General features: G+C 61.4%; 22 protein-coding genes and 1 pseudogene. 17 read left to right on the forward strand and 6 right to left on the reverse strand.

Features of this window, described 5'->3' with window-relative positions; translation table 11 throughout:
- Positions 1-9: 9 nt before the first annotated feature.
- Positions 10-666, forward strand: a complete 657-nt coding sequence (locus H6X51_RS01650) for a PilW family protein (RefSeq protein WP_185265785.1) — start codon at positions 10-12, stop codon at positions 664-666.
- Positions 667-686: 20 nt separating this feature from the next.
- Positions 687-2,843, forward strand: a complete 2,157-nt coding sequence (locus H6X51_RS01655) for a hypothetical protein (protein ID WP_185265786.1) — start codon at positions 687-689, stop codon at positions 2,841-2,843.
- A 22-nt stretch (positions 2,844-2,865) separates the two neighbouring features.
- On the opposite strand, the gene H6X51_RS20290 is transcribed toward H6X51_RS01655, so the two are convergent.
- Positions 2,866-3,333 carry a tetratricopeptide repeat protein gene (locus H6X51_RS20290; protein ID WP_185265787.1) on the reverse strand — a complete coding sequence of 156 codons (468 nt, stop codon included), beginning with the start codon at positions 3,331-3,333 and terminating at the stop codon, positions 2,866-2,868.
- A 273-nt stretch (positions 3,334-3,606) separates the two neighbouring features.
- Here H6X51_RS20290 and H6X51_RS19915 point away from each other — a divergent pair.
- Positions 3,607-3,724 (forward strand): annotated as a pseudogene (locus tag H6X51_RS19915) (prepilin-type N-terminal cleavage/methylation domain-containing protein); the annotation flags it as partial.
- A gap of 288 nt (positions 3,725-4,012) precedes the next feature.
- A complete protein-coding gene (locus tag H6X51_RS01670; RefSeq protein ID WP_185265940.1) occupies positions 4,013-5,437 on the forward strand; it encodes an O-antigen ligase family protein in 1,425 nt (474 codons plus the stop codon).
- Here the strand turns inward: H6X51_RS01670 and yihA are convergent.
- Positions 5,427-6,083 carry a ribosome biogenesis GTP-binding protein YihA/YsxC gene (yihA, locus tag H6X51_RS01675; protein WP_185265789.1) on the reverse strand — a complete coding sequence of 219 codons (657 nt, stop codon included), beginning with the start codon at positions 6,081-6,083 and terminating at the stop codon, positions 5,427-5,429. The genes H6X51_RS01670 and yihA overlap by 11 nt on opposite strands.
- A 262-nt stretch (positions 6,084-6,345) precedes the next feature.
- Here yihA and H6X51_RS01680 point away from each other — a divergent pair, with 262 nt between their 5' ends.
- From H6X51_RS01680 to H6X51_RS01720, 9 genes are all read left to right on the forward strand, one after another.
- Positions 6,346-6,954, forward strand: a complete 609-nt coding sequence (locus H6X51_RS01680) for a c-type cytochrome (RefSeq protein ID WP_185265790.1) — start codon at positions 6,346-6,348, stop codon at positions 6,952-6,954.
- A gap of 164 nt (positions 6,955-7,118) precedes the next feature.
- Positions 7,119-7,745 (forward strand): thiol:disulfide interchange protein DsbA/DsbL, encoded by a 627-nt coding sequence (locus tag H6X51_RS01685; RefSeq protein ID WP_185265791.1) that lies wholly within the window; start codon positions 7,119-7,121, stop codon positions 7,743-7,745.
- 77 nt (positions 7,746-7,822) lie between these two features.
- A complete protein-coding gene (locus H6X51_RS01690) occupies positions 7,823-8,641 on the forward strand; it encodes an endonuclease/exonuclease/phosphatase family protein (protein ID WP_235991201.1) in 819 nt (272 codons plus the stop codon).
- Positions 8,641-9,498: an N-acetylmuramoyl-L-alanine amidase gene (locus H6X51_RS01695; protein ID WP_185265792.1), complete on the forward strand. Its 858-nt coding sequence runs from the start codon at positions 8,641-8,643 to the stop codon at positions 9,496-9,498. Before H6X51_RS01690 ends, H6X51_RS01695 begins: the two co-directional genes overlap by 1 nt.
- A gap of 17 nt (positions 9,499-9,515) precedes the next feature.
- Positions 9,516-10,745, forward strand: coding sequence for a nucleoside recognition domain-containing protein (locus tag H6X51_RS01700; protein ID WP_185265793.1), 1,230 nt, complete (start codon positions 9,516-9,518; stop codon positions 10,743-10,745).
- 391 nt (positions 10,746-11,136) lie between these two features.
- Positions 11,137-12,477 (forward strand): ribonuclease J, encoded by a 1,341-nt coding sequence (locus H6X51_RS01705; RefSeq protein WP_185265794.1) that lies wholly within the window; start codon positions 11,137-11,139, stop codon positions 12,475-12,477.
- Positions 12,474-13,817, forward strand: a complete 1,344-nt coding sequence (locus tag H6X51_RS01710; RefSeq protein WP_185265795.1) for an NTP/NDP exchange transporter — start codon at positions 12,474-12,476, stop codon at positions 13,815-13,817. Before H6X51_RS01705 ends, H6X51_RS01710 begins: the two co-directional genes overlap by 4 nt.
- Positions 13,814-14,758 (forward strand): aldo/keto reductase, encoded by a 945-nt coding sequence (locus H6X51_RS01715; protein WP_185265796.1) that lies wholly within the window; start codon positions 13,814-13,816, stop codon positions 14,756-14,758. Before H6X51_RS01710 ends, H6X51_RS01715 begins: the two co-directional genes overlap by 4 nt.
- 113 nt (positions 14,759-14,871) lie before the next feature.
- Positions 14,872-15,843, forward strand: a complete 972-nt coding sequence (locus H6X51_RS01720; RefSeq protein ID WP_221627168.1) for a quinone oxidoreductase family protein — start codon at positions 14,872-14,874, stop codon at positions 15,841-15,843.
- A 34-nt stretch (positions 15,844-15,877) separates the two neighbouring features.
- On the opposite strand, the gene H6X51_RS01725 is transcribed toward H6X51_RS01720, so the two are convergent.
- Positions 15,878-17,185, reverse strand: coding sequence for an NAD(P)/FAD-dependent oxidoreductase (locus H6X51_RS01725; RefSeq protein ID WP_185265797.1), 1,308 nt, complete (start codon positions 17,183-17,185; stop codon positions 15,878-15,880).
- Positions 17,186-17,388: 203 nt separating this feature from the next.
- Between H6X51_RS01725 and alr the strand changes: the two genes are divergently transcribed.
- Together alr and H6X51_RS01735 are read left to right on the forward strand one after the other, a co-directional pair.
- Positions 17,389-18,459: an alanine racemase gene (alr, locus tag H6X51_RS01730; protein WP_185265798.1), complete on the forward strand. Its 1,071-nt coding sequence runs from the start codon at positions 17,389-17,391 to the stop codon at positions 18,457-18,459.
- A gap of 97 nt (positions 18,460-18,556) precedes the next feature.
- Complete coding sequence (locus H6X51_RS01735; RefSeq protein WP_185265799.1) at positions 18,557-19,105, forward strand: cupin domain-containing protein; 549 nt, start codon at positions 18,557-18,559, stop codon at positions 19,103-19,105.
- 12 nt (positions 19,106-19,117) lie between these two features.
- Here the strand turns inward: H6X51_RS01735 and H6X51_RS01740 are convergent, their stop codons facing one another.
- The 3 genes from H6X51_RS01740 to algB form a co-directional block, all read right to left on the reverse strand.
- A complete protein-coding gene (locus H6X51_RS01740) occupies positions 19,118-19,672 on the reverse strand; it encodes a DUF4136 domain-containing protein (RefSeq protein ID WP_185265800.1) in 555 nt (184 codons plus the stop codon).
- Positions 19,673-19,736: 64 nt separating this feature from the next.
- Complete coding sequence (locus tag H6X51_RS01745; protein WP_185265801.1) at positions 19,737-21,521, reverse strand: ATP-binding protein; 1,785 nt, start codon at positions 21,519-21,521, stop codon at positions 19,737-19,739.
- Entirely contained in the window at positions 21,518-22,864 is a 1,347-nt protein-coding gene (algB, locus tag H6X51_RS01750; RefSeq protein ID WP_185265802.1) for a sigma-54-dependent response regulator transcription factor AlgB, read from the reverse strand. Before algB ends, H6X51_RS01745 begins: the two co-directional genes overlap by 4 nt.
- A 217-nt stretch (positions 22,865-23,081) precedes the next feature.
- Between algB and H6X51_RS01755 the strand changes: the two genes are divergently transcribed.
- Both H6X51_RS01755 and H6X51_RS01760 read left to right on the forward strand, forming a co-directional pair.
- Complete coding sequence (locus tag H6X51_RS01755) at positions 23,082-23,936, forward strand: BON domain-containing protein (RefSeq protein ID WP_185265803.1); 855 nt, start codon at positions 23,082-23,084, stop codon at positions 23,934-23,936.
- A gap of 87 nt (positions 23,937-24,023) precedes the next feature.
- Entirely contained in the window at positions 24,024-24,188 is a 165-nt protein-coding gene (locus H6X51_RS01760) for a DUF1328 domain-containing protein (protein WP_105644136.1), read from the forward strand.
- Positions 24,189-24,238: the final 50 nt, after the last annotated feature.

The raw sequence follows: 24,238 nt of genomic DNA on the forward strand, positions 1-24,238 counted from the left end.
GGTGTTTGCATGTATCCATTCCGACAGGCAGGTATTTCGCTGATCAGCCTAATGATTGGTCTGCTGGTATCCATGATCGCTGTGCTAGGCATGATGTCACTCTACAGTACCGTGGTAAAGAGCACGGTTCAGTCCACCCGTGACGCACGCATTGCTGGTGAACGCTCTGCAGCGATACTGGTGGCATCCAAGCAATTGCTGGGGGCCGGCTATGGTATTGACGCTACCCGTAGTGATGATCTTCTGCTCTTGACTGAGGCCACGCTCGCTCTGGATGGGGATCGTGGCAGCCTGAGCGGCGGTAGCGTTGTCGCTGGCAACGGTGATGGCAATGCTCTGATCTGGCGTGCTCGACCGGATGGGCTGAATAGCTGGTGCAGTGGTTTGTATGCGTCGCCAGCTAACGAACAGGTTGGACTTTATCTGCTACAACCACAACGATGTGGTGCCGTAACCGAGCCCGAGACATGGGAAGTACGCCCATTGCTTATGGACAACAATGATGCGGCGGATGAGCGATCGCGGTTGCCGGTAACCATCTCGATCAAAAGTGAGGAGTGTACGGTTTTTGGTATCGCTGGTGAGGGGGCGTTGTATGCGAGCCTGAGTACAACAGATCGCACTGGTAACGAGGTTATCAGTACTACTTGCCTGATCAACTTTTAATCAGGAATGAGATTATCGTCGTGAGAAAAATACACTCCAGCTACCAACGACAACAGGGTATAGCTGCCATCCTTATATTGGTGATGCTCGGGTTGGCATTGACAGCCAGCATGCTGGGTAGTGCCCATTACCTGCGCGCCAGCCAGCAGCAACACATGGTACTACACGCCCAAACCGCTGCAGAGGCTCGAGTTTGGACTGCAGCAGAGGCGCTGCGCCTTTATCTAGAGGCGGTAGCTCAGGCAGGTGAATGGGAAAGCTTTGCCAACAGTCTTGCCATACCAGAGCAAGTCAGCATGGATTTGGATGGCTTCGTTAAGGCTGACATCATCGCATTGAACAATACGCCGAACCCCCAGCTTACGGCACGCTTGGCAGCTAAGGCGGCAGAAAATAGTCCTGCCGAGTCCGCAGCAGTACTGGAAATGGTATATGACATCTTCCTAAACAGTGCGCCTTCTCCAGCGCCGGGTCCCCGTACAGGTCTGCGCCTTAATGCGAACCTGAATTATACTGGAGGCGGCTTGGAGATTGTCCAAGGTGAAAATATGGCTGACTTTGCCGTCAGCGGTAGTCTCACCGTTTCCAGTGGTTCAAAAGCAGTCACGTCAGGCTGTGCCAAAGGTGATATGCGTTATTCGGGAGGAGGTGTTGAGGATGGTGCAAGGCTGGTTTCCGAAGGCTTAATCTCATTGCAAAATATGACAGCACCTAACAACCTTATGTTGTGGGCAAAGAACATCAGCGCTCAACAGCACAATGGTACTTATAGCTCTATTCTTGCAGGCGCTTTTTCAGCAAATGTGCAAGCAGCCGGCAGTGTTATTGGTACAGTGGTTACAGGAGGCCAATTACGGAGCGATGATAAAATTATTCCGTCGAAAACAGGAGTCGCACAGATAACGCTGAACGACGGCACTAAGTATTATCTTCAACTAGATGCTGTTTCTGTAAATGATGATGCCATCATTACCAAAAATGACGCTGCCACTCGGATAACTGGAAGTAGCGAGCTTCCTGAATCTTTTTCCTTTATATATAAGGGCGTAGAGGGCGGATTAATAACTTTAATTGATGCTACGGTTAAGGAGATGTGGGGCAATAATATAAGCCTGCCTGACTGGCACTATCGAATCGATGAGCTCAAGGCGCACGGAAATATAGAGTCAAATACGGCTAGTATCGGGTATGTGCTGGCTGGGGGTAATTGGGTAGTAAAAAGCTCGGATCAGCCCACCCTCGACAACCCCAGTAAGCTAGGTGGTCTTTATACGGGCGGTAGCCCTCCAGTTCAGTTGGCAACAAAGACACCCGATGCCTCCCCAGGGTTGCCGGGAAACCCTATTTGCGAGGTCGGGCCCGATCAGATTGTTGTAGAGCGATATAAGGATGAAGCCAATTATGTTTTTTATTTTGAAAACAACAAGCCTATGCTTAAGGTTCAAAATCTAAAAATCTCTAGTACTGATGCTCCCATAAATGAAACGTACGATTTAAGTAGCGATGATATTCGTTATCTACATGGCTATTCATTTTTTCAGTGTGGGTGGTGGGAAAGTCATTGCTTTCGTAATGGTACTGCCTCTCCTAGCAAAGGCTGGAGCTTAACCGGCGTTCACAGTTTACCGCCAGGTATTCTCTGGTTTGATGGAGATGTTGCCTTTGATGGCATGACGCAAAATACACAGGCATTTTATAATAGTATCCTCACTACAGGCAATTTAACTCTGAAGTCTGGAGGGGGACACCAAACGCTCCGGGCTCCTAATTTTTCGGACCCGTCGCTAAGCTGTGGAGGTGCTTTCTATCCCGCGAATCTGTGCGATAGATCAGTTTCTCCGCCAGAATTTATAGTAGATAGTGAGGGTCGAAAGGGACTGCCGCTGGCGAACTCTGCCATTCTTATAGCAGGGGATCTTACGGCCAGCGGCTGGACAATTTATGGCAATGTCAGCCTGGGCCAAGGGCTGAAGACAGAAGGTGCGAAGGTGACTATTAACGGCGGGTTGTCGGTAGGTGGAAATAGCTTCAGTACTATAAATGTAGGAGCGGGAGGGCTTAAAGTAGACCTCTCAAATGTCACTCAGGATCAAATTCATTTCCCTGATGACTCTGATAATGATAGCGGTACCCCTGATAGCGCCTCGGCAGAGTTTAAGTGGGGACGTTATTTATGAGTATTCCTTTTTATTTTCTTTCTTAAAGTTTTGCAGCCTGTGTTAGAGCCAGAAGCTGTTGCCCCGCAATGGGATGACCGAAGGCAGCAGCTTTGGTTAGCCACATCAAGCCGGTGTTCTCGTCCTTTTGCACTCCGGTGCCTTTTATATATAGCTTGGCCAGATTATGCATGGCGTCGGCGTGCTCTTGGTCCACTGCTAGCTGCAGCCAATGCACAGCAATATCAGGCCTGTTCGCTTCCAGAAATAGCTGAGCCAGATCATTCTGCGCGTCGGCATCGCCCGCATCGGCCTCGGTGAAGATTTCGTAATCCTCAGGGTCTACCGCAACGCATAACAATGGGATGAGATCTGCAAAGGCGAGCATGGCCCTGCCCCGTGCATCGTTGACTTGGCGCCGGATCCGCCCTTCGTTCAGCCGCCGCCAGAACGTTCTTTTACTGATATCGGTAACAATAATCGCCGCATCCAAGCTGATTGCCTTTCTCACGTTTCCATCCTTTCACTAGTCAGGGAGTTCCAACACTGTGCCAAAATCAGATTGGCACACCTTCTGCTGTGCCAATTGGCCAGATGGCACAGCAGAAGGTGTGCCATTTGGCTCGAGTGGATGAAAAATAACATGTCAAATGGCAGAATTTTTGCCAACACGCTCTGATTATATGCTTTTTCCGATGGGTAGCCATGGATTGGACTGGTGGCATGAATCCTGCATTGTATATTTCAGCCAAACGGCTATCTCACATACAAACGGAGTTGAGGAATGAAAGCTCAAATGCAGAAAGGTTTTACTCTTATCGAACTGATGATCGTAGTGGCGATCATCGGTATTCTCGCTGCCATCGCGCTGCCGGCTTATCAGGACTATGTAAATAAGTCTGGTGAAAATGCCTGCCTGAGCGAGGCTAGCTCTTACACCAAGACACTCATGGCTGCACTTCATACAGACATGGCACGTCCCGATGCACAATTTAACAGTTGTAAGGCGCCTGAAGGTCTTGATAGCGCTAGCTTAACCACTACCAACCTGGCGTTTACTCCGGAAAAAGGAAAGGCAGGTTCGAGCGTCGTCTGTGATCTTTCGAAAGGTGGAACCTGCGAAGTCACAGGGGGCACAGGTTCAGATACTACTTCGGGTTAATTGATTTTTAGCTGCTCACTCCCTCGTGATGGACATTTTTCAAAAAAACGGTGAGTGGCTTTACTCGCAGGGCGCTATATTACAAAGTATATGCGCCCCGTTTTTTGTATTGTTTTTTCTCTCAGCTATATATCTAGGTCATGTGGATCTTGACTGGCATGACCAGCAACGCGTATCCCAGATCCTGTTACTGCTCGCGATAGTTTTTTTTTCGATTTTCTTTCCTCAGCAGAACCTTCCTAAGCCCGTTTCATACGCTTTGTTAGGAATCTTTGCTTCTGGTCTTATATCTTGCTTTTTCGCTGAGCTGCCTGGCTGGGCACTGAAGGAGTGGGCTCGCTATGTGGGGCTGGCTTTACTGGCAATAATACTGGGGTATTGCGCTCGCAAACCTGTTGTCCGCAGATTCATGCTCTGGGGCATGGCGTCAGTTGGTTTTATCCATGCATTCCAGTTTCTGGTGGCTTATGCGTCAGCTTTCCTTTCAGGCATGTACATGCTGGATGCTGGCATGCTGTTCCGCGGCTTTTCCAACCCACGTTTTTTCGGTCAGTTTCAGGTCATGCTGCTACCGGTTCTGGCGTTACTGATTCGGGAGTTCCGGCAACAGGGACGTCGCGGATTGACGGCTATCCTGTTGACTGTTCTGGCGGTGCAGTGGTGCATTGCCCTGACCCTGGGTGGGCGCGGGTTGTGGTTGGCGCTGGCGGTGAGTCATGCCGCACTCTTCTGTGTCAGCCGCTCGTTCTGGCGGTTGTTGGTAATACAGCTGATGGCCGGATTGCTGGGAGCCATACTGCTTGTGGTCATGTTTCATCTCATACCGGATTGGCTTGAGATTACGCCCAAAATGCGCGACACCTGGCGTTTCACCCTGTCAGGCAGAGGGCCGTTATGGCAATGGGCCTGGGAGATGGCATTGGCCAATCCCTGGTTTGGCGTGGGCCCTATGCACTATGCAGCTACTCTTAACCCGATTGCCACCCACCCGCATCAGGTGATTCTGCAATGGGCCGCGGAGTGGGGGTTTGTTGCCACAGCACTTGCCATGCTGCTGGCGGGCTGGGGAGTAATACATGGTGTTATGTATCTGCGCAGGAACATGGCCAGCCATCATGACGCTGCGTTGTGGCTAGCGATTGTCGGCGCCCTGGTGCTGGCGCAGGTCGATGGGGTGTTCGTTATGCCTTATACGGAGACCTGGCTGGCTATCCTAATTGGCCTGGTCCTGGCTCGATGGTCGACTGCGGCCAAGTCGCAGCCATTACAACGATATGCAAGTTTGCTACTGGCACTGCCCGTGATGGTCGTTTTCAGCTTGGTATTGCTTGAAGATGTTCCACGTCTTGCTGAAAACAAACAGGTTTACAGCGAAAAGCACGGAGGGTCTTTTAACCCCCGATTCTGGCAGCAAGGATGGATACCGTTGATGAGTGAGCCGGCTACTCACTAATATCTGCCTCGCCATCCGCTGTTGGCTCGTCCGCGGGATACAGCCAGCTTTCCAGCACCGCATGGGCTTCGTCGATGCCCTGGCGTTTGGGCGAGGAGAACAGCTGCACGCTGGCGCGGTTGCCGAACTCCTTGCGTACCGTGCTCTGCACCTTGAGCAGCACGCCCTTGGCCGCGCCGAAGGACAGCTTGTCGGTCTTGCTCAACAGGATATGCGCCGGCAGGCCGGTCACGTTGGCCCAGTCTAGCATCATGCGGTCGAAGGCCGACAGCGGATGACGGATATCCATCACCAGCACCACGCCGGCCAGTGAATCCCGCTGGGTGAGATAGGCGTCCAGATGCTGCTTCCAGTGTTCCTTCAGCTCCAGCGGCACCTTGGCGTAGCCGTAGCCTGGCAGGTCCACCAGGCGACGCTGCTCATCCAGGCCGAAGAAATTGATCAGCTGGGTACGCCCCGGGGTTTTCGAGGTTCGCGCCAGGCGGGCATGGGTGAGGGTGTTCAAGGCGCTGGACTTGCCGGCGTTGGAGCGGCCGGCAAAGGCCACTTCCAGCCCCTGGTCGGCGGGACACTGGTCCACCTGGCTGGCGCTTTTGATGAAGCTGGCGGTCTGGCAGAGGATGGCAAGAGGTGTAGCTGGGGGCATGGAATATCCGGTCTGTGTGGCTTGATGCATTCACGTCAGCGGCTAGCTTAGTATATAATGCCGCGGTTTTATATCGTGACAGTGCACTGCGACAGTATGACCATTGCACTGCCTCCGGTCGGCGGCTAGCATGGGCGCTTATTTGTGCCGGAGCGCCAGTGGTCTGTCGGCAACAGCATGCGAGGCGGCCTGCCCATAACGCGGTCATCAAGACCGGACGCAGACCAGCCCTGTTATTTTTTAGCCGTAATTGGATTAGCCGATGAATAAATTACTTGTAAGTCTGGTGTTATCCCTCGGTGTGGCCGGTTCGGCCCATGCACTGCAGGGTGATGCCGCTGCCGGTCAGGGCAAGGTGGCACTCTGTACAGCCTGTCATGGTGCAGATGGTAACAGTGCGATGCCAAACTGGCCCAAACTGGCTGGCCAGGGGGAGCGCTACCTGATCAAGCAGATGACCGATATCAAGGAAGGTACACGCCCGGTTCCCGAGATGACCGGCATGCTCGACAGCTTCAATGAGCAGGACCTGGCCGATATCGCTGCCCACTTCTCATCCCAGACCCTGGCCGGTGGTGTCGCCAGCCCTGATCTGGTCGAGCGTGGTGCCGCCATCTACCGCGGTGGCGATCTGGCCACCGGTCTGCCGGCCTGTACCGGTTGCCACTCGCCGACCGGTCAGGGCAACGCGCCGGCCGCCTATCCGCACCTGGCGGGCCAGCACGCGGCCTACACCGTCAAGCAGCTGACCGACTTCCGTGAAGGCGCCCGCACCAACGATGGTGATGCGATGATCATGCAGACCATCGCTTCGCGCCTGAGCAACAAGGACATCCAGGCGGTTGCCGACTACATCCAGGGTCTGCGTTGATCCCGGAGCGAAGCTGCAACAGCTGGTGATAAAAAAAGGGTGGCTGCGGTCACCCTTTTTTGCGACTGTTGAAAACCCAGGCGGCGAGCGAAACATGAGCGGCTGGGGAACCTTTTTGCCATCATGATGGCCTGAATGACACAGAATCCTGTCTGGAGAGATACATGCGTACGTTGTTGACTATCGGGTTGGTCTGGCTGCTGGGCAGCCTGTCACTGGTCCAGGCCCAGAGCAGCCAGTATCAGGCTGGGGTCCATTATGTCGAGCTGCCGGCAGTGGCGCCGACCCAGGAGCCGGACAAGATCGAAGTGGCCGAGCTGTTCTGGTATGGCTGCGGCCATTGCTTCACCTTCGAGCCTATCATCGGCCAGTGGAAGCAGGACCTGCCCGAGGATGTGAACTTCCGTCCGGTTCCGGCCTTCTTCGGCGGCACCTGGGACACCCATGGCCAGCTGTTCTACACTCTGGAAAGCATGGATCAGTTGGGTGAGGCCCATACCGCGGTATTCCAGGCGATCCACAACCAGGGCAACCGCCTGGCCGATGTCGACGCCATGGTCAAGCTGCTCACGCAATATGGCATCGACGAGGAAGAGTTCCGCAAGACCTGGGCTTCCCCCGGTGTGAAGCTGAAGATCAACCAGGCCAAGCGCCTGGCCAAGGCCTACCGTGCCAGCGGCGTACCGACTCTGATCGTCAATGGCAAGTACCGCATCGAAGGCGGTATGGCCGGCAGCTTCGAAGAAATGCTGAAAATCGCTGAATATCTGGTGGAACAGGAACGTCCCTGACCGAGGATGCAGTAATGATTGCCACGGGTAATATTCCATGGCGCCGAGCCACTCAGGGTTCAATGGCGCCCGCCTGCATGCAGACCAACCCGAACTGGGCCTGCAGTGAGGATGCACCGGCGCTGCCGGATGTATTGAAGCTGCTCAGTTTCAATATCCAGGTCGGCATCAATACCCAGCGTTATCATCACTATCTGACCCGTGGCTGGCAGCACCTGCTGCCCCATGCCCGGCGCCAGCAGACGCTGGGCCAGATCGCCCAGCTGCTGAATGACTTCGACGTGGTGGCATTGCAGGAAGTCGACGGCGGCAGCCTGCGCTCCGGCTTCATCAACCAGGTCGAGCACCTGGCCCGGGAAAGCCAGTTTCCCTACTGGTACCAACAGCTCAACCGCAACCTGGGCCGCTTCGCCCAGCATTCCAACGGCTTCCTCAGCCGCTACCAGCCGCAGTTGCTGGAAGACCACAAGCTGCCCGGCATGCTGCCCGGACGCGGGGCCATTCTGACCAGCTTCGGGCAGGGCCCGGACAGCCTGCTGGTGGTGATGATGCACCTGGCGCTGAGTACCCGCACCCGCGCCAGCCAGTTGGCCTATATTCGTGAGCGTATTGCCGATCACGCCCACGTGGTGTTGATGGGCGACATGAATACCCATGCCGAGGACCTGCTGGAGCGCTCACCGCTGAGCGGCAGCAACCTGCACACGGCGAGCCTGCCCGGCACCTATCCGAGCTGGAAGCCAGCACGCGTGCTGGACCATATCCTGCTCAGCCCGAGCCTGAGCATCGAACAGGTGGACGTGCTGCCGCAGCCGATCTCCGATCACCTGCCAGTGGCCATGCATATTCGCCTGCCCGAAAGCCTGTGCAGTCTGCCGGCCGCCAACCAGCAATAATGCCCCGACTGCTGCCGCGCCCACTCGCGCCTCTTGCCGGCCTGCTGTTCATCGTCCTGCTGCTGGCCGGCTGCAGCCGCGGCCTGCAGATCGACACCAGCCATACTGCCCGTGGCCAGGACAGCCGCGTGCAGTACGTGATCCTGCACTACACATCCTCCAACTCGGCGCGGGCGCTCAATACCCTGACCCTGGGCGAGGTCAGCAGCCATTACCTGATCGATAGCGGCAAGCCGGTGATCTACCGGCTGGTCGACGAGGACCGTCGCGCCTGGCACGCCGGCGACAGCAGCTGGCAGGGTCGCACCTGGCTGAACGCCAGCTCCATCGGTATCGAGATAGTGCATCCCGGCTACCGGGATACGCCGCAAGGACGCCACTGGTACCCCTGGGACCAGCAGCAGATCGAGCGGCTGATCCCCTTGCTGCAGGACATACTGCAACGCCACGACCTGCCGCCGGAGCGGGTGCTCGGCCACAGTGATATCGCCCCGCAGCGCAAGCTCGATCCCGGCCCGCTGTTTCCCTGGCAGCAGCTGGCCGAGGCGGGCGTGGCCATCTGGCCGGACGCGGCCCAGGTCGCCCAGTACCAGTACCTGCTGGCTGAGCAGACGCCACCGCTGGCCTGGTTCGAGACCACCCTGCAGCGCTTCGGCTACAGCACCGCCGGCCGACCGGGGCAAACCGACGCCCTGCGCAACGTCATCGCCGCGTTCCAGATGCGCTTCCGGCCGGCCCGGCATGACGGCCTGCCGGACGCGCAGACCGCCGCCATGCTCGCCGCGCTGGTGCCAGGCAGCTTTGCACAGATCGAGCGTTTCACCGGCCTGGCCGAGCCAGCCATCGACCTACCGTAGAAGGGACTAGCCGACACATGCTCAATGGAATCTGGCTGAGCTTCTTTCTCGCCGCCGCCGCCGCGGCGCTATGGCAATGGCTGGGACTCGGTGATGGCGAGGTGTTCAGCCGCCTGGTGACGGCGCTGTTCGACATGGCGCGGCTGAGCGTCGAGATCGTGCTGGTGCTGGTCGGCACCATGACCCTGTGGCTGGGCTTCCTGGCGATCGCCGAAAAGGCCGGGCTGATCCGCCTGCTGGCACGGGTACTGGACCCGCTGTTCCGCCGCCTGATGCCGGGCGTGCCCAGCGGCCACCCGGCGCTGGGGCATATCAGCATGAATTTTGCCGCCAATATCCTGGGCCTGGACAATGCCGCCACGCCGATCGGCATCAAGGCCATGCACTCGCTGCAGGAGCTCAATCCGCAGAAGGACACCGCGACCAATGCGCAGATCCTGTTCCTGGTGCTCAACAGCTCGTCGCTGACCCTGCTGCCGGTAACCGTGTTCATGTACCGCGCGCAGCAGGGCGCCACCGACCCGACCCTGGTGTTCCTGCCGATCCTGCTGGCCACCACCGCCTCCAGCCTGGTCGGACTGCTGTCCGTGGCCTTCATGCAGCGTCTGCGCCTACATGACCCTGTGGTACTGGCCTATCTGCTGGCCGGCGCCGTCGGCATGGGCCTGCTGCTGACCAGCCTGGCCGGGATGTCGGCCCAGGCGCTGGCGGCCACCTCGTCGCTGGTCGGCAACCTGACCCTGTTCGGCATCATCATCCTGTTCCTGGGTGTCGCCGCGCTGCGCCGGGTGCCGGTGTACGACACCTTCATTGCCGGAGCCAAGGAAGGCTTCAGCTTCACCATCTCGCTGCTGCCGTTCCTGATCGCCATGCTGGTGGCCATCGGCGTACTGCGCGCCAGCGGGGTGCTGGATGCCGGTCTGGAAGGCATCCGCTGGATGATCGAGGGCCTGGGCTGGGACACCCGCTTCATCGACGCGCTGCCGACCGCCTTCATGAAGCCACTGTCCGGCAGCGGAGCGCGGGCGATGATGATCGAGACCATGGACAACTTCGGCGTCGACAGCTTCCCGGCACTGCTGGCAGCGACCTTCCAGGGCAGCACCGAAACCACCTTCTACGTGCTCGCAGTGTATTTCGGCGCGGTCGGCATTACCCGCATCCGGCATGGATTGGGTTGTGCGCTGGTCTCGGATCTGGCGGGTATGCTGACGGCAATTGGTGTATGTTACTGGTTCTTCGGTTAGGTACTACTTCGCCATCCAGACCCGTCGCCAGGAGCTGGAGGATAGCCAGCAATTCAGCGCCCTATCCTAGGATGCCGGAGTGGAGTTCCCACTGGACTACAATGCTGCTTCACTTAACGCCGCCATCCTTCATTAAGCTCCGTCATCCTTCGCGAAGGCGAAGGATCCACCAGCCACTCCGGGTCAGCCGAAACCCTGGATCCTTCGCCTTCGCGAAGAATGACGAGGTAGAGAGCAATCCCGCATTGTTTAAGGTCAGCTCAGGAGTGGGATTAACGGCCAAGGATTAGAGTCCGGCGCATTTGCTGTGCAGCAGGCATTCAAACCTTACATCGACTCTCCCGCTGGCCGTGCTGCTAAGCTGTACCTGAGCCCATGACGGAAGTCGCGCATGCCTGCACCACGTTTCGATCAACTGCACCGCCAGTCCGGTCCTTTCTTCGTCGCTCTCGGCGGCGCCGGGATGTTCGGCGCCAATCTGTATCTGTATGGCTCCGGCGGACAGTGGATTGGCATCGATTGCGGAGTGGCCCTGGAATCCACCGCCAGCGGTGACAACCGCGTGTCGGTACCCAGCCTCAGCGCCCTGAGCAAACACGACATCCAGCTCAGTGCGCTGCTCATCACCCACGGCCATGAAGACCATATCGGCGCCATTCCCTTCCTCTGGCGTGAGCTTGGCTGTCCGTTGTACGTCAGTCCGTTCACCGCGCAGTTGATCCGCGGCAGGTTGGCGCCGAACCTGGATTGGCCGCCGCTGCATGAAATCAGACCGCTACAGGCCATTGGCCTGGGCAACTTCCAGGCCGAATGGATTCCGGTCACCCACTCGATCCCCGAGTCCCACGGCATTCTGTTGCAGGTTGCCGGCAAGCGCCTGTATCACAGCGGCGACTGGAAGCTGGATGCCCAGCCGCTGGTTGGCGAGCTGACCGCCGAAGGCCGCCTGCGGGCCATTGGCCGGGAGGGCGTCGATGTGCTGATCGGCGACTCCACCAATGCGCCCAACACCGGCGCCAGCCGCTCCGAAGCCGCCGTGCAGGATGGTCTGTCAGATGCCATACGCAGCTGCCACGGGCGGGTGATCGTTAGCTGCTTCGCCAGCAACCTGGCGCGCCTGCACAGCCTGGCGGACATCGCCATGGACACTGGCCGCTACGCCGGACTGCTTGGGCGCAGCCTATTGCGCATGCACAGCCATGGCCGGGCCCATGGCTATCTGCGCAGCCGACCGGGCTTTATCGGTGCCTGGGAGCTGGGATTTCTACCCCGGGAGCAACAACTCTGGGTCTGCACCGGTAGCCAGGGTGAGCCCGCGGCGGCACTGGGACGGCTGGCCAGCGGCAGCCATCCGCAACTGACCCTGGAGGCCGGTGACAGCGTGCTGTTCTCCTCCAGGCTGATTCCCGGCAACGAACTGCCGCTGGAACGTATCCGCCAGCAACTGCAGGGGCAGGGCGTGCATATCATCGATGACGACATGGCGCCCATCCATGCCTCCGGGCATCCGCCGCAGGAGGATCTGCGCCAGCTATATGACTGGCTGCGCCCACGCTACCTGTTGCCGGTACACGGCGAGCTCTACCATCAGCAGGCGCATATGGATTTCGCCAGGCGCCTGGGCATCGGTGGACTGATACCGAGCAATGGCGAACTGATCGACCTCAGCGCCCAGCCATGTCGCATCGCCGAGCTGCCCTGGGCGCTATGCGCAGTGGACCGCAACGGATGATGCCCGTCCGCCAGCGCCTCGATGCCCTGTTCAACCTGCGCCGGGGCGAGGCCGTGCCGGTGCTGCTGGCGGTACTGTTCTTCTTCTGCGTACTCACCGCGCTGATGATCCTGCGTCCGGCGCGTGACGCCCTGGGCATGCAGCGCGGCATCGAGGCGGTACGCTGGCTGTTCATCGGCACCGCATTGGTCACCCTGCTGGTCAACCCGCTGTTCGGCTGGCTGATCAGCCGTTTTCGGCGGCTGCAGTTCATTGCCGCCACCTATGTGTTCTTCGCCCTCAGCCTGGTCGGCTTTCATCTGCTGCTGGTACTGACCCCGCAGGCGGTCGGCGAACTCAGCGGCCAGGTGTTCTATGTCTGGTTCAGCGTGTTCAACCTGTTCGCCACCATGCTGTTCTGGGCGCTGATGGCCGACCGCTTCACCCTGGAGCAGAGCAAGCGGCTGTTCGCGCTGATCGCCGTGGGCGGCACGCTGGGGGCGATCTTCGGCCCCTGGCTGGCATCGCTGCTGGCCACGCCTTTGGGTACCCCGGCGCTGCTGCTGATCTCGGCCGGGTTCCTGCTGCTGGCCCTGCTCGCCGCCTGGGCGGTGGCCCGCAGCCAGCCGCAGCCCATGGGGCCAGCTACCGAGCAGCAGGCGGTGATCGGCGGCAGTGCCTGGCAGGGACTCAAGGCGGTGTTCCGCTCACGCTACCTGCTGGGCATTGCCGGCTATGTGATCTGCATGACACTGATGGCCACCCTGCTGTATTTCACCCGCTTGCAGATGGTCGCCGCGCTCGGTGATGACATGGATATGCGCACCACACTGTTCGCCCGCATCGATCTGCTCACCCAACTGACCACCCTGTTGCTGCAGACGCTGATCGCCGGGCGGGTGATGAAGCGCTTCGGCGTCCCTGTGACCCTGATGCTGCTGCCGCTGACCGTGATGCTGGGCTTCATCGGCCTGGCCATGGTCGCCAGCCTGGCCGTGCTGATCCTGTTCGAGGCGGCGTTCCGGGCGATCCAGCGGGCGCTGACCCGGCCGGCGCGCGAGACGCTGTATACCGTGGTCAGCCGTGAGGACAAGTACAAATCCAAGGCCTTCATCGATACCTTCGGCTACCGTGGCGGCGATGTACTCGGCGCCCAGCTCGAGGGCCTGCTCGGCCGGTTGGGCATGGGCCTGGCCGGGCTGGCCAGCGTCGCCATCCCGCTGGCACTGGCCTGGGCGGCGCTTGGCCTGTGGCTGGGCCGAGCCCAGCAGCGGCTCGCCGCCGCACAGGCAGATACGCTGCCCACCACCCCGGCGCATACACCGGACCCACCTTCCGCGACCAGGAGACAACAACAATGATCACGCGACGCGACTACCTCAAACTCTGTGCCGCCACCGGCGTGGCACTGGCCATCAACCCCCGCCTGCTGCTGGCCGACGACAGCCCGCGCCAGTTGCTCACCCGTACCATCCCCGGCACCAGCGAGCAGCTACCGATAATCGGGCTGGGCAGTTCGGCTTCCTTCTCGCGGATCGCCGGCGAGGGCGATAACGCCACTGTGCGCGAACTGCTGCAGACCCTGGTGGAGCAGGGTGCCAGCGTGTTCGACACGGCACCCAGCTACGGCGCAGCCGAGCGGGTAGCCGGCGAGATTGCCCGGGACAGCGGGCTCAATGAGAAACTGTTCTGGGCCACCAAGGTCAATGTCGCCGGGCGCGGCGGTGGCTCGGCCGATCCGGCGGCAGCCCGGGCGCAGATCGAGCAGTCCTTCGACTGGCTGGGCAAACCGGAAATGGACCTGATCCAGGTACACAACCTGGGCGACGTACCCACCCAGCTCGGCCTGCTGCGCGAATACCAGGAAGCGGGCAGGCTGCGCTACATCGGCGTGACCACCACCTTCCCCGAGCAGTACCAGGAGCTGGAACGGCTGATGAGCAGCGAACCGCTGAACTTCATCGGCATCGACTATGCCGTCGACAATCGGGTCATGGAGCAGCGCATCCTGCCACTGGCACAGGAACGCGGGATCGGTGTGCTGGTGTATTTGCCATTCGGTCGGACCCGCCTGTGGCAGTTGGTGGAAGGGCGCACGCTGCCGGACTGGGCAGCCGAGTATGATATCGCCAGCTGGGGCCAGTTCTTTCTCAAGTTCGCGGTCTCACATCCGGCGGTGACCTGCGCCACCCCGGCCACCAGCCAGGTGCGGCACCTGATCGACAACCTGGGTGCGGCCAGCGGACGGCTGCCGGACGAGGAGGGGCGTCAGCGCATGATTGCCCATATCGAATCGCTTTAAGAGGCCATCAAATATCTACGGGCCGACCGACATACGGCGCAGTCATCAAGGCGCTGATCGCTGCACCGCGGTCTTTCGATATACTGAGCAGCTTCGCCCGCCAGGAAAACACCATGAACACCATGAACGCCGCCGTACTGGCAGACTATGGCCAGGTGCCGACACTGGGCCAGCTGCCCGCCCCGCAACCGGCAGCCGGTCAGCTGCGGATCAGGATGGAAGCGGCCAGTATCAAGCAGCTGGACAAGCTGAAGGCCAGCGGCAAGCACTACACCCGTTATCCGGCATTTCCCGTGGCCGTGGGTGTGGATGGCGTGGGCCGTACCGAGGATGGCCGTCGCGTGTATGCCATGGGCGTGACCGGTATGCTGGCCGAGTACGCCCTGGTGGACGAACAGGACTGCGTGAGCGTCCCGGAAAACCTGCCCGCGTCACTGGCCGCCGTGTTACCCAATGCATTATTGGGGTCCGATGCAGCGCTGGTAGAGCGTGCGCACATACAACCTGGCCAGGTGGTATTGATCAACGGTGCTACCGGCGTTTCCGGGCGCATGGCCGTGCAGGCAGCGCGTATACGGGGTGCCGGTCGCATCATTGCCACTGGCCGCAACGCCAGCTCCCTGCAGCAACTGCATGCACTGGGCGCCGACCAGTGCATTTCGCTGCTCGACGACCCGGCACGGATCCTTGAACAGCTCACCCAGGTGCAGCAACACAGCCCGGTCAACATCGTCCTGGACTACCTGTGGGGCCAGCCCATGCAGATACTGCTCCAGGCTTTCGCCGGGCACTGCCCCGAGCCGGTCAGCATCATCACCATCGGCCAGATGGCAGGCGCCAATATCGAACTGGCCTCCGGCACGCTGCGCAGCCAGCCCATCAACCTGATGGGTTCCGGGCTGGGCAGCATCAGCAAGCCCCAACTGCGGCAATACAATCAGAAGCACCTGACGGCAATGCTGGCCAGGGCGGCAGCGGGGGAACTGGTGGCCGATTACCAGGAGTTCACCCTGGCCGACATCAGCCAAGCCTGGCAAGCCACTGTCGAACCCGGCGCGCGGGCCGTCGTGCGCATGGTCGGTTGAACGATCCAGCGGCCGACTGACCGGCTCCTCGGCCTCAGAAGCTCCCCTCCTTAAGCTTCTGCCACAGCATGCCCAACGCCAGCAGCGGCGCGCGCAGGCGCTGGCCACCGGGGAAGGTCATGTGCGGCACCTGGCTGAACAGGTCGAAGCCCCGACTGGCCTGGCCGCTCATGGCCTCACCGAGAATGCGCGCGGCCAGATGGGTGGCGTTGAGCCCGTGGCCGGAGTAGGCCTGGGCGTAAAACACGTTGGGCTGCTCGGGCAGGCGGCCGATCTGCGGCAGGCGGTTGGCGCCGATGCCGATCATGCCACCCCACTGGTAGTCGATGCGGGTGCCCTGCAATTGCGGGAATACCTTGAGCATCTTCGGGCGCATGTAGGCGGCGATATCCTCGGGGTCGCGGCCGGAGTAATGGCAGGCGCCGCCGAACAGCAGGCGCCGGTCGGCGGACAAGCGATAGTAGTCCAGCGCCACCCGCTGGTCGCACAGCGCCATGTTCCGTGGAATCAGTTGCCGGGCCAGCTCCGGGGCCAGCGGCTCGGTGGCGATGATGTAGCTGCCGGCGGCAATCACCTTGCCGCCCAGTTGCGGCTGGATACCACTGTGGTAGGCATTGCAGCCGAGCATCAGCTGGGCGGCACGGACCCGGCCCTGATCGGTATGCACGGTGATGGTCGGACCGTAGTCGATGCGGGTGACCATGGAGCGTTCGAACAGTCGCACGCCTAGCGACTGCGCTGCGGCCGCCTCGCCCAGCGCCAGGTTGAGTGGATGCAGGTGCCCCGAACCCATGTCGATCATGCCGCCGACATAGCGATCGGAGCCGACCACGCTGTGCAGTTGATCCGGCTCGACGATAGTTAGCTCATGCTGGTAGCCCAGCGACAGCAGCTCCTCGCGATCGGCACGGAAATCATCGAGATGACGCGGCTTGTTCGCCAGGTCGCAATAGCCCCAGGTCAGGTCGCAGTCGATGCCGAACTGCTCGATGCGCTGGCGCACCAGCTGCACCGCCTCGATGCCCATCAGCTTGAGCTCGCGCACGCCCTGCTCACCCAGCACCCCGGTGAACTGCTCCAGGTCGTGGCCGACCCCGCGGATCAACTGCCCACCATTGCGTCCGCTGGCGCCCCAGCCGATGCGCCGGCCCTCCAGCAGGACCACCGACAGGCCGCGCTGGGCCAGTTCGATGGCAGTATTCAGGCCGGTGAAGCCGCCCCCAACGATGCAGACATCCGCCTGTTCCTCACCCTGCAGGATGGCATAGGCCGGGTCGGCATTGCGCGAGGCCAGATAGTAGGAGTTGGGGTAATCGGCGGTGTGTATGGCTTGGCGTGACATGGAGGTTCCGTTGGCTGACAGCGATGCAAAGCGCAGGATAGCGGCATTTGCGCCGCCGCAGAAGGCTGTTCAGCCTATACTGGCCACGACGCCCCGACCAACGTCTACGACCATGGCTCGGATAATTTGATATTCTTGCCGCCGGCTTCCGCCACCATGCAGTTCCTGCGTTCCCAACAGCCCGTTTTCTCTGTGGATTGACCATGCGCCCAGCCCATGCTCTGATTGATTTGTCCGCCCTGCGTCACAATTACCGCCTGGCTAAAAGCCTGACCGGCTGTCGCGCGCTGGCTGTGGTCAAGGCCAATGCCTATGGCCACGGAGCGCTGGAGTGCGCTGCGGCGTTGAATGATGAGGCCGATGGCTTCGCCGTGTCCGCCATCGAGGAGGCGCTGGTACTGCGCGAGGCCGGCTATCGCCAGCCCATCGTGCTGCTGGAGGGTTGGTTCGAGGCCGCCGAGCTGGAGCTGATCTGCCGCCATGAGCTGTGGCCGGTGGTGCATCACCATGGCCAGTTGGCCGACCTGCAGCAGGCCGACCTGCGCCAGCCGCTGCACGTCTGGCTCAAGCTCGACAGTGGCATGCACCGCACCGGCTTCTGCGCCGCGGAGTACCCCGCCATCTGGCGTCAGCTGCAGGCCAGCAGCAAGGTCGCTAGCCTGACCAAGATTACCCACTTTGCCCGCGCCGACGAGCCGGAAACCGGCCGTACCGAGCAGCAGCTGGACACCTTCCTGGACGCTACCGCTGACCTCGAAGGTCCGGCCAGCCTGAGCAATTCGGCCGGGGTGCTGGCCTGGCCCGGCGCCCATGGTGACTGGGTGCGGCCGGGCATCATGCTGTACGGCTCCAGTCCGTTCGGCTTCGAGCAACCCCAGGCCGCCCAACTGCGCCCGGTGATGCAACTGGATTCACGGGTCATTGCCGTGCACCAGATCGCCGCCGGCGAACCGATCGGCTACGGCTCGCGCTTCGTCACCAGCCGCCCCAGCCGCATCGGTGTGGTCGCCATGGGCTATGCCGACGGCTATCCGCGCCACGCCCCGGACGGTACCCCGGTACTGGTGGACGGCCAGCGCACCTGCATCAGCGGCCGGGTGTCGATGGACATGCTGACCGTCGATCTCACCGACCTGCCCGGCAGCGGTCTCGGCAGTGCGGTACGGCTGTGGGGCGAGGGTCTGGATGCCGGCGAGGTGGCCAGCCATGCCGGCACCATTTCCTACCAGCTGTTCTGCAACCTCAATCGCGTGCCGCGTCACTACCAGGAGTGAAGGACGGGGTGGGGCGCGTTGAAGATAATGCACGGCCGTGCAACAATACGCCCCACCTGACTCTGCCTACCGTTGCCTTTCTGCGAGGATTCCGACCTTGGATGTTGGTGCCCGACTGAAGACCATCCGCAAACACAAGGGCCTGTCCCAGCGCGAGCTGGCCAAGCGGGCCGGCGTCACCAACAGCACCATTTCCATGATCGAGAAGAACAGCGTCAGCCCGTCGGTCAGCTCACTGAAGAAAGTGCTGGCGGGTATCCCCATGTCGCTGGTGGAGTTCTTTTCCCTGGAAGCCACGGCGAACCAGCCGCGCAAGGTGGTATACCGCGCCGATGAACTGCTGGATATCGGCAGCAACGAGGTAGTGATGCAGCTGGTAGGCAAGGATCACCCCGATCGCAGCCTGTCATTCCTGCGCGAAATCTACCCCCCGGCCAGCGACACCGGTCCGGACATGCTCCGGCATGAGGGCGAGGAGGCCGGTATGGTGGTGCGCGGCCGGCTGGAACTCACCGTCGGCGACGAGGTACATACCCTCACCAGCGGTGACAGCTACTACTTCGAAAGCAGCCAGCCGCACCGCTTCAACAATCCCTTCGACGAACCCTGCGAGCTGCTCAGCGCCACTACGCCGGCCAACTTCTGATCAGAACTGGACTCAGTAGTTGGGTGGGTAGTTGCTCAGCACACGTGCCGCCCGCTCATGCATTTCCTGACTGCGCTCGGCGGGTGACAGGCGATCGCGAACGATCTTGCTGTCACTGCCTCGCCAGACCAGCCGGCCATCGGCGGCATCCAGCAGATCGATCTGCAGGGTCATCACCTGGTAGTCCACGGTGCGCGTCTGGCTGTAGCCGGGGCCGCCCCAGTAAGGTCCCCAGTAGCCCCAACCGCCACCGTAGTGGGTGGTGACATTGTCCCGCCGGGTCTCCAGCACCACCGAGGCACGCACCTTGAGATCAGCGGCATCCTGCGCCGGGCGCAGGCCGCGCACATCCAGCTGGGCGGCGACCGCTTCCTCGACCCGCTGGGTGGTCAGGTCACTGGCCAGCCGTGGATCGTTGGCCGGGGCGTAGGTCACCGGCGTCTCGGCCCAGCTCCAGGTCTGGTATCGGTTGAAATCCCGGGTCGTATCGAAATCCGCTCGCGGCCCGGTGGCCTGACAGGCACCCAACACCACCAGCAGCGACAACAGCATCAATGAACGCAACATGGCAACCTCTGCTGTGTTGGTGGATATACAGAATCAGACTGCCCAGGCAGTTGATGGTTCTATGCTACGCCGCCGCGAACGGCAATAACAGCTCGAAGCGCGCGCCCGTGCCGGGATGCGAGGATACGCTGATCCGACCGCCGTGCAGCTGCACGATTTCCCGGCACAACGCCAGCCCGAGCCCGACGCCGCCACGGCTGCGGCCGATCTGCACGAAGGGTTCGAACACCCGCGCCTGCTGGCCATAGGGGATGCCCTCGCCCTGGTCCTCGACCACCAGCAGCAACTGCTCATCGCGCTTCGCCGCATACAGGCGGATCTCGTCGCCCGGCTGGCTGTGGCGGATGGCATTGGCCAGCAGGTTGTCCAGCACCCGCTCGATCTGCAGCCGGTCCAGCAGCGCCGGCGCCAGCCCCTCGGCACATTCGAGCCGCAGGCTGATGCCACGCTCGCCGGCACGGTCGGCAAAACGCTCGCGAGCCTGGGCCAGCAGCTCAGCGGCAACGCAGGGGCTGCGCTCCAGGCTTTGCAGGCCATTCTGGTAGCGGGAGAAATCCAGCAGTTCGTTGATCAGCCGCACCAGCCGGTGCATTTCCTCATCGACGGTGCGCAGCAGGTCGTCCTCCCGTGAGCCAGGGGCGAACTGCAGGCGTTCGAGCAACAGGGCGAAGGCCATGTGCATGCCGGCCACCGGGGTACGCAGTTCATGCGAGGCGCGCAGCACGAACTCGCTGCGAATGCGCTCGAAGGCACGCTGTTCGGTGACATCGTGCAACACCATGACCATGCCAAGCAGGCGCCCGCCGGTATGACTGACCGGGGTGATGCTGTAGGTCAGCAGGCGTGCGGTACCGTGCACATCCACCTGCAGGTCGCCCAGCACGCCGGACTGGGCCTGCCCCCGTGCCACCTGCCACAACTGCTCGTCCAGCTCCGCGCGCTGCAGCGCCTGGCCGGCGGTCAGGCCGAGCTGACTGACATCGCAGCCCAGCTGGCGGCCGGCCACCGGATTGAAATGCTGCAGGCGGCCGCTGCGATCGAACAGCAACAGGCCGTCGTCGATACTGTCGAGCACCGCCTGCAGGCGCCGCTGCTCGGCCAGCAGTGCCTCCACGTCACTGCTGCGAAACTGCTGCAACGCGGCCGCCATCAGGCCGAAGCGACGACTCAGGGTGGTCAGTTCAGCGACCGTAGTGACCGGCAGGGTGACCTGGAAATCGCCCTTGCCGATCAGGTCCGCGGCCTCGGCCAGCGCCTCGATCGGCTGGCCGAAACGCTGCGCGCTGCTGTGCGCGGTGACCAGCCCGAGCACCAGCACCGCCGCGCCAACCAGCCCGAGCAGGCCAGCAATCAGCCAGGCACGCTCGCGGGCATGTTGCTCACCGGCGCGCAGCTGCGTGAGGTACTGCTTGAGCAGGCTGTCGATATGATCATGGATGGCACTGAAATGCCGGCTGAACTGGTCACTGCCCAGGATCTGCTGGCGCACCGCCAGCGGCTCGGCCAGCAGGTCCTCGAATGCCGAATAGGCCTCGCTCAACTGCTCCAGAACCCGGCGGTCGGCAGTGTCGGGCATCTCCCGTTCAGCCTGCCGCAGCCAGTCATCGAAGCGTTGGTCGGAGGCACGGATCGCCGACAGGTCCAGCTCCTCGGCCAGCAGCAGCGCCACCTGGCGGTTCAGCTCCTGGCTCAGACCCAGGGCCGCATCAATGCTGCCCAGGCTGCTGCTCACCGTCTGGTTCTGCGCCCGGGTCAGGTGCAGCACGCTGAAGATACCCAGCAGCAGACCGATCAACGCCACCGTGAGCAGCGCACCGCTGCCGAGAAACAGCCGACTGCGCAGCTTCACAGGCCGAGCTGCTTGCGCTTGCGGTACAGCGTGGATGCATCGATGCCGAGTATCCGCGCCGCCTGGTCCAGTGTCTCGCTGTTGCCCAGCACCGCGGTGATGTGCGCGCGCTCCAGCTCCTCCAGACTGAGCTGGGCGCCGGCCCGAGGTACACTGTCGGCCGGTGCCGGGTCCAGCCCCAGGTGGCTGAGTTCGACCCGTTCGGCGGTGCAGATGATGCTGGCGCGCTCGATCACATTGCGCAACTCGCGGATATTGCCTGGCCAGCGGCAGTGCTGCAGCGCCGCCAGCGCCTCGTCGCTGAAGCCCCGGGCCGGCCGGCCATAGTCGCTGACGAAGCGGGCCAGGAAGCCCTCGGCCAGGGTGACGATGTCCTCGGGCCGCTCACGCAGTGGCGGCAGGGTCAGGGTGATGACGTTCAGCCGGTACAGCAGATCCTCACGGAACTGGCCTTCGCTGACCATCTCCTGCAGGTTGCGGTTGGTCGCCGCGAGAATCCGCACATCGGCCTGGCGGGTCAGCGGGTCGCCGACCCGTTCGTATTCCCGATCCTGGATGAAGCGCAGCAGTTTCGGTTGCAGCGCCAGCGGAAAATCACCGATCTCATCGAGAAACAGCGTGCCGCCATCGGCCTGGCTGACGCGCCCCAGGGTATTCTCGGTGGCACCGGTAAAGGCACCGCGGGCATGCCCGAACAGCTCGCTTTCCATCAGTTCGGCGCTCAGCGACGGGCAGTTGATGGTCACGCAGGGCCGCTTGCTGCGCGTGCTCCAGCCATGGATGGCACGGGCCAGCTCACCCTTGCCGGTACCCGACTCGCCGAGGATGAGGATATTGGCATCGGTATCGGCCACCTGCCGCGCGGTATCCAGCACCGACATCATCACCGGACAATCGGAGTCGAGCACTGCCGCCGCACTGGGTGCCTGCTGTTCCAGCGTCTGCAGCCGGGCGGCCATGCGGCTGGCCTCCAGCTGCCGCGCCGCGGCCAGGCGCAACTGCTCGGGACTGCAGGGTTTGACCAGGTAGTCCGCGGCGCCGGCCTGCATGGCATTGACCGCGGTATCCACCGCCGAATGCGCGGTGACTATCACCACCCGCATCCACGGTGCCTGCACCCGCAGCCGTGCGAGAACCTCCAGGCCATCGTCGGCGCCGAGGCGCAGATCGAGAAAGCACAGGTCGAATACCTGGGCCTGGATCAGCGCTTCGGCCTGGGCGGCACTGGCAGCGCTGGCCACTTCGTAGCCCTCATCCTCCAGACAATAGCGAAAGGTGCGCAGGATGGCCGGTTCGTCATCGACCAGCAGTATGCGTCCGTCTTTGGCATCGGTGGTTGGCATTGCCCGCTCCGTTGAAGGCCTGTGAATGATTAGTCAGCGGCGGGCCGTGCAAGTTGCACGATGATTTTCCGGGCGTTCTTGCATCATGCACGACAGCTATCGTGCAGAAAAAATACAACCAATTGATAACTAAAGACTTTTATTCCGCCAAAAGCTGGCACGCCAACTGCAATGATTACCTTCGAGCGGTTACCGCCAGACAAGAAGGAGTCATGCAATGCATACATTGAAGAAACTCGCTATTGCCACCGCCACCGTCGGTGCCCTGGCCCTGAGCCCCATCGCCGCGCATGCCGCCGATGGTGACCTGAGCCGGCAACTGACCGAGGCGCGTCAGGAAGGCTCGGTGTGGACGGCCTTTGCCCTGAACCGGCACCTGAGTCCCTTCAGCATCGATGTGGAAGTCGAGAACGGCATCGCCACCCTGACCGGCGAAGTCGAATCCGAAGTGGATCGCGATCTGGCCGAGCAGGTGGCGCTGGGCGTGGATGGCGTGCGCGAGGTCGACAATCAGTTGCAGGTCAGCGGCGAGGAGGTGAAGCGCAGCGCCGATGATGCCGAAGGGCGGGCCTTTTCCACGCGTTTCAATGACGCCACCACCACCGCCACGGTGAAGTCCAAGCTGCTGTGGAATCGCAATACCGAAGGCCTGGATATCAATGTCACTACCCGCGATGGTGTGGTGACCCTGGAAGGCCGTACCGATACGGACGCGAGCAGTGAGCTGGCCGAACGGCTGGCACGCAACACCGAGGGCGTACGCCAGGTCGACAACAAGCTGAACGTCAGCGCCGAGGGTGGCACTACCGACCGGGCGAAGGAGCGCGCCAACGAGGCCGGCGGAGCGATCAGTGATGCCTGGATCACCAGCAAGGTGAAATCCAGCTTCCTGTTCAGCAGCAACCTCGACGGCCTGGATATTTCCGTGGAAACCAAGAATGGCCAGGTCACCCTGAGTGGTCAGGTGGCCACTGATGCAGAGAAGTCGCTGGCGGTCGAGACTGCCGAGAACATCCGCGGCGTGCGCGGTGTCAATGCCGATGCACTGAGGGTCGGCGGCACGGAGAGCTGAAGTCGGTGCCGGGGTCTGTGGAGGCAATGAAGCCTGCATGGACCCCAAGGCATTGAAGCGCTATTCCATCAACCGAGGAGAAATACCATGCTGAGTTGGGCCATTACCTTCCTGATCATCGCCATCATCGCCGCGGTACTGGGCTTCGGTGGTATCGCCGGCACCGCCACAGGTATCGCCAAGATCCTGTTCATCGTGTTCCTGGTGCTGTTCATCGTGTCCTTCATCATGGGGCGGCGCCCCAAGCTATAGGCCATGCAACCACAGCGCAAAACTCAAAGACCGCTCCCGCTGGGAAGCGG

It is taken from the genome of Halopseudomonas xiamenensis, assembly GCF_014219065.1.
GTDB classification, from domain to species: Bacteria; Pseudomonadota; Gammaproteobacteria; order Pseudomonadales; family Pseudomonadaceae; genus Halopseudomonas; species Halopseudomonas xiamenensis.

What these genes read in the sequence shown, in the direction of transcription:
- H6X51_RS01650 (WP_185265785.1), top strand. Translation starts at nt 10, where the DNA reads ATGTATCCATTCCGACAGGCAGGTATTTCGCTGATCAGCCTAATGATT.
- H6X51_RS01670 (WP_185265940.1), top strand. Translation starts at nt 4,013, where the DNA reads ATGGACATTTTTCAAAAAAACGGTGAGTGGCTTTACTCGCAGGGCGCT.
- yihA (WP_185265789.1), bottom strand. Translation starts at nt 6,083, where the DNA reads ATGCCCCCAGCTACACCTCTTGCCATCCTCTGCCAGACCGCCAGCTTC.
- H6X51_RS01680 (WP_185265790.1), top strand. Translation starts at nt 6,346, where the DNA reads ATGAATAAATTACTTGTAAGTCTGGTGTTATCCCTCGGTGTGGCCGGT.
- H6X51_RS01685 (WP_185265791.1), top strand. Translation starts at nt 7,119, where the DNA reads ATGCGTACGTTGTTGACTATCGGGTTGGTCTGGCTGCTGGGCAGCCTG.
- H6X51_RS01690 (WP_235991201.1), top strand. Translation starts at nt 7,823, where the DNA reads ATGCAGACCAACCCGAACTGGGCCTGCAGTGAGGATGCACCGGCGCTG.
- H6X51_RS01695 (WP_185265792.1), top strand. Translation starts at nt 8,641, where the DNA reads ATGCCCCGACTGCTGCCGCGCCCACTCGCGCCTCTTGCCGGCCTGCTG.
- H6X51_RS01700 (WP_185265793.1), top strand. Translation starts at nt 9,516, where the DNA reads ATGCTCAATGGAATCTGGCTGAGCTTCTTTCTCGCCGCCGCCGCCGCG.
- H6X51_RS01705 (WP_185265794.1), top strand. Translation starts at nt 11,137, where the DNA reads ATGCCTGCACCACGTTTCGATCAACTGCACCGCCAGTCCGGTCCTTTC.
- H6X51_RS01710 (WP_185265795.1), top strand. Translation starts at nt 12,474, where the DNA reads ATGATGCCCGTCCGCCAGCGCCTCGATGCCCTGTTCAACCTGCGCCGG.
- H6X51_RS01715 (WP_185265796.1), top strand. Translation starts at nt 13,814, where the DNA reads ATGATCACGCGACGCGACTACCTCAAACTCTGTGCCGCCACCGGCGTG.
- H6X51_RS01720 (WP_221627168.1), top strand. Translation starts at nt 14,872, where the DNA reads ATGAACACCATGAACGCCGCCGTACTGGCAGACTATGGCCAGGTGCCG.
- H6X51_RS01725 (WP_185265797.1), bottom strand. Translation starts at nt 17,185, where the DNA reads ATGTCACGCCAAGCCATACACACCGCCGATTACCCCAACTCCTACTAT.
- alr (WP_185265798.1), top strand. Translation starts at nt 17,389, where the DNA reads ATGCGCCCAGCCCATGCTCTGATTGATTTGTCCGCCCTGCGTCACAAT.
- H6X51_RS01740 (WP_185265800.1), bottom strand. Translation starts at nt 19,672, where the DNA reads ATGTTGCGTTCATTGATGCTGTTGTCGCTGCTGGTGGTGTTGGGTGCC.
- algB (WP_185265802.1), bottom strand. Translation starts at nt 22,864, where the DNA reads ATGCCAACCACCGATGCCAAAGACGGACGCATACTGCTGGTCGATGAC.
- H6X51_RS01755 (WP_185265803.1), top strand. Translation starts at nt 23,082, where the DNA reads ATGCATACATTGAAGAAACTCGCTATTGCCACCGCCACCGTCGGTGCC.
- H6X51_RS01760 (WP_105644136.1), top strand. Translation starts at nt 24,024, where the DNA reads ATGCTGAGTTGGGCCATTACCTTCCTGATCATCGCCATCATCGCCGCG.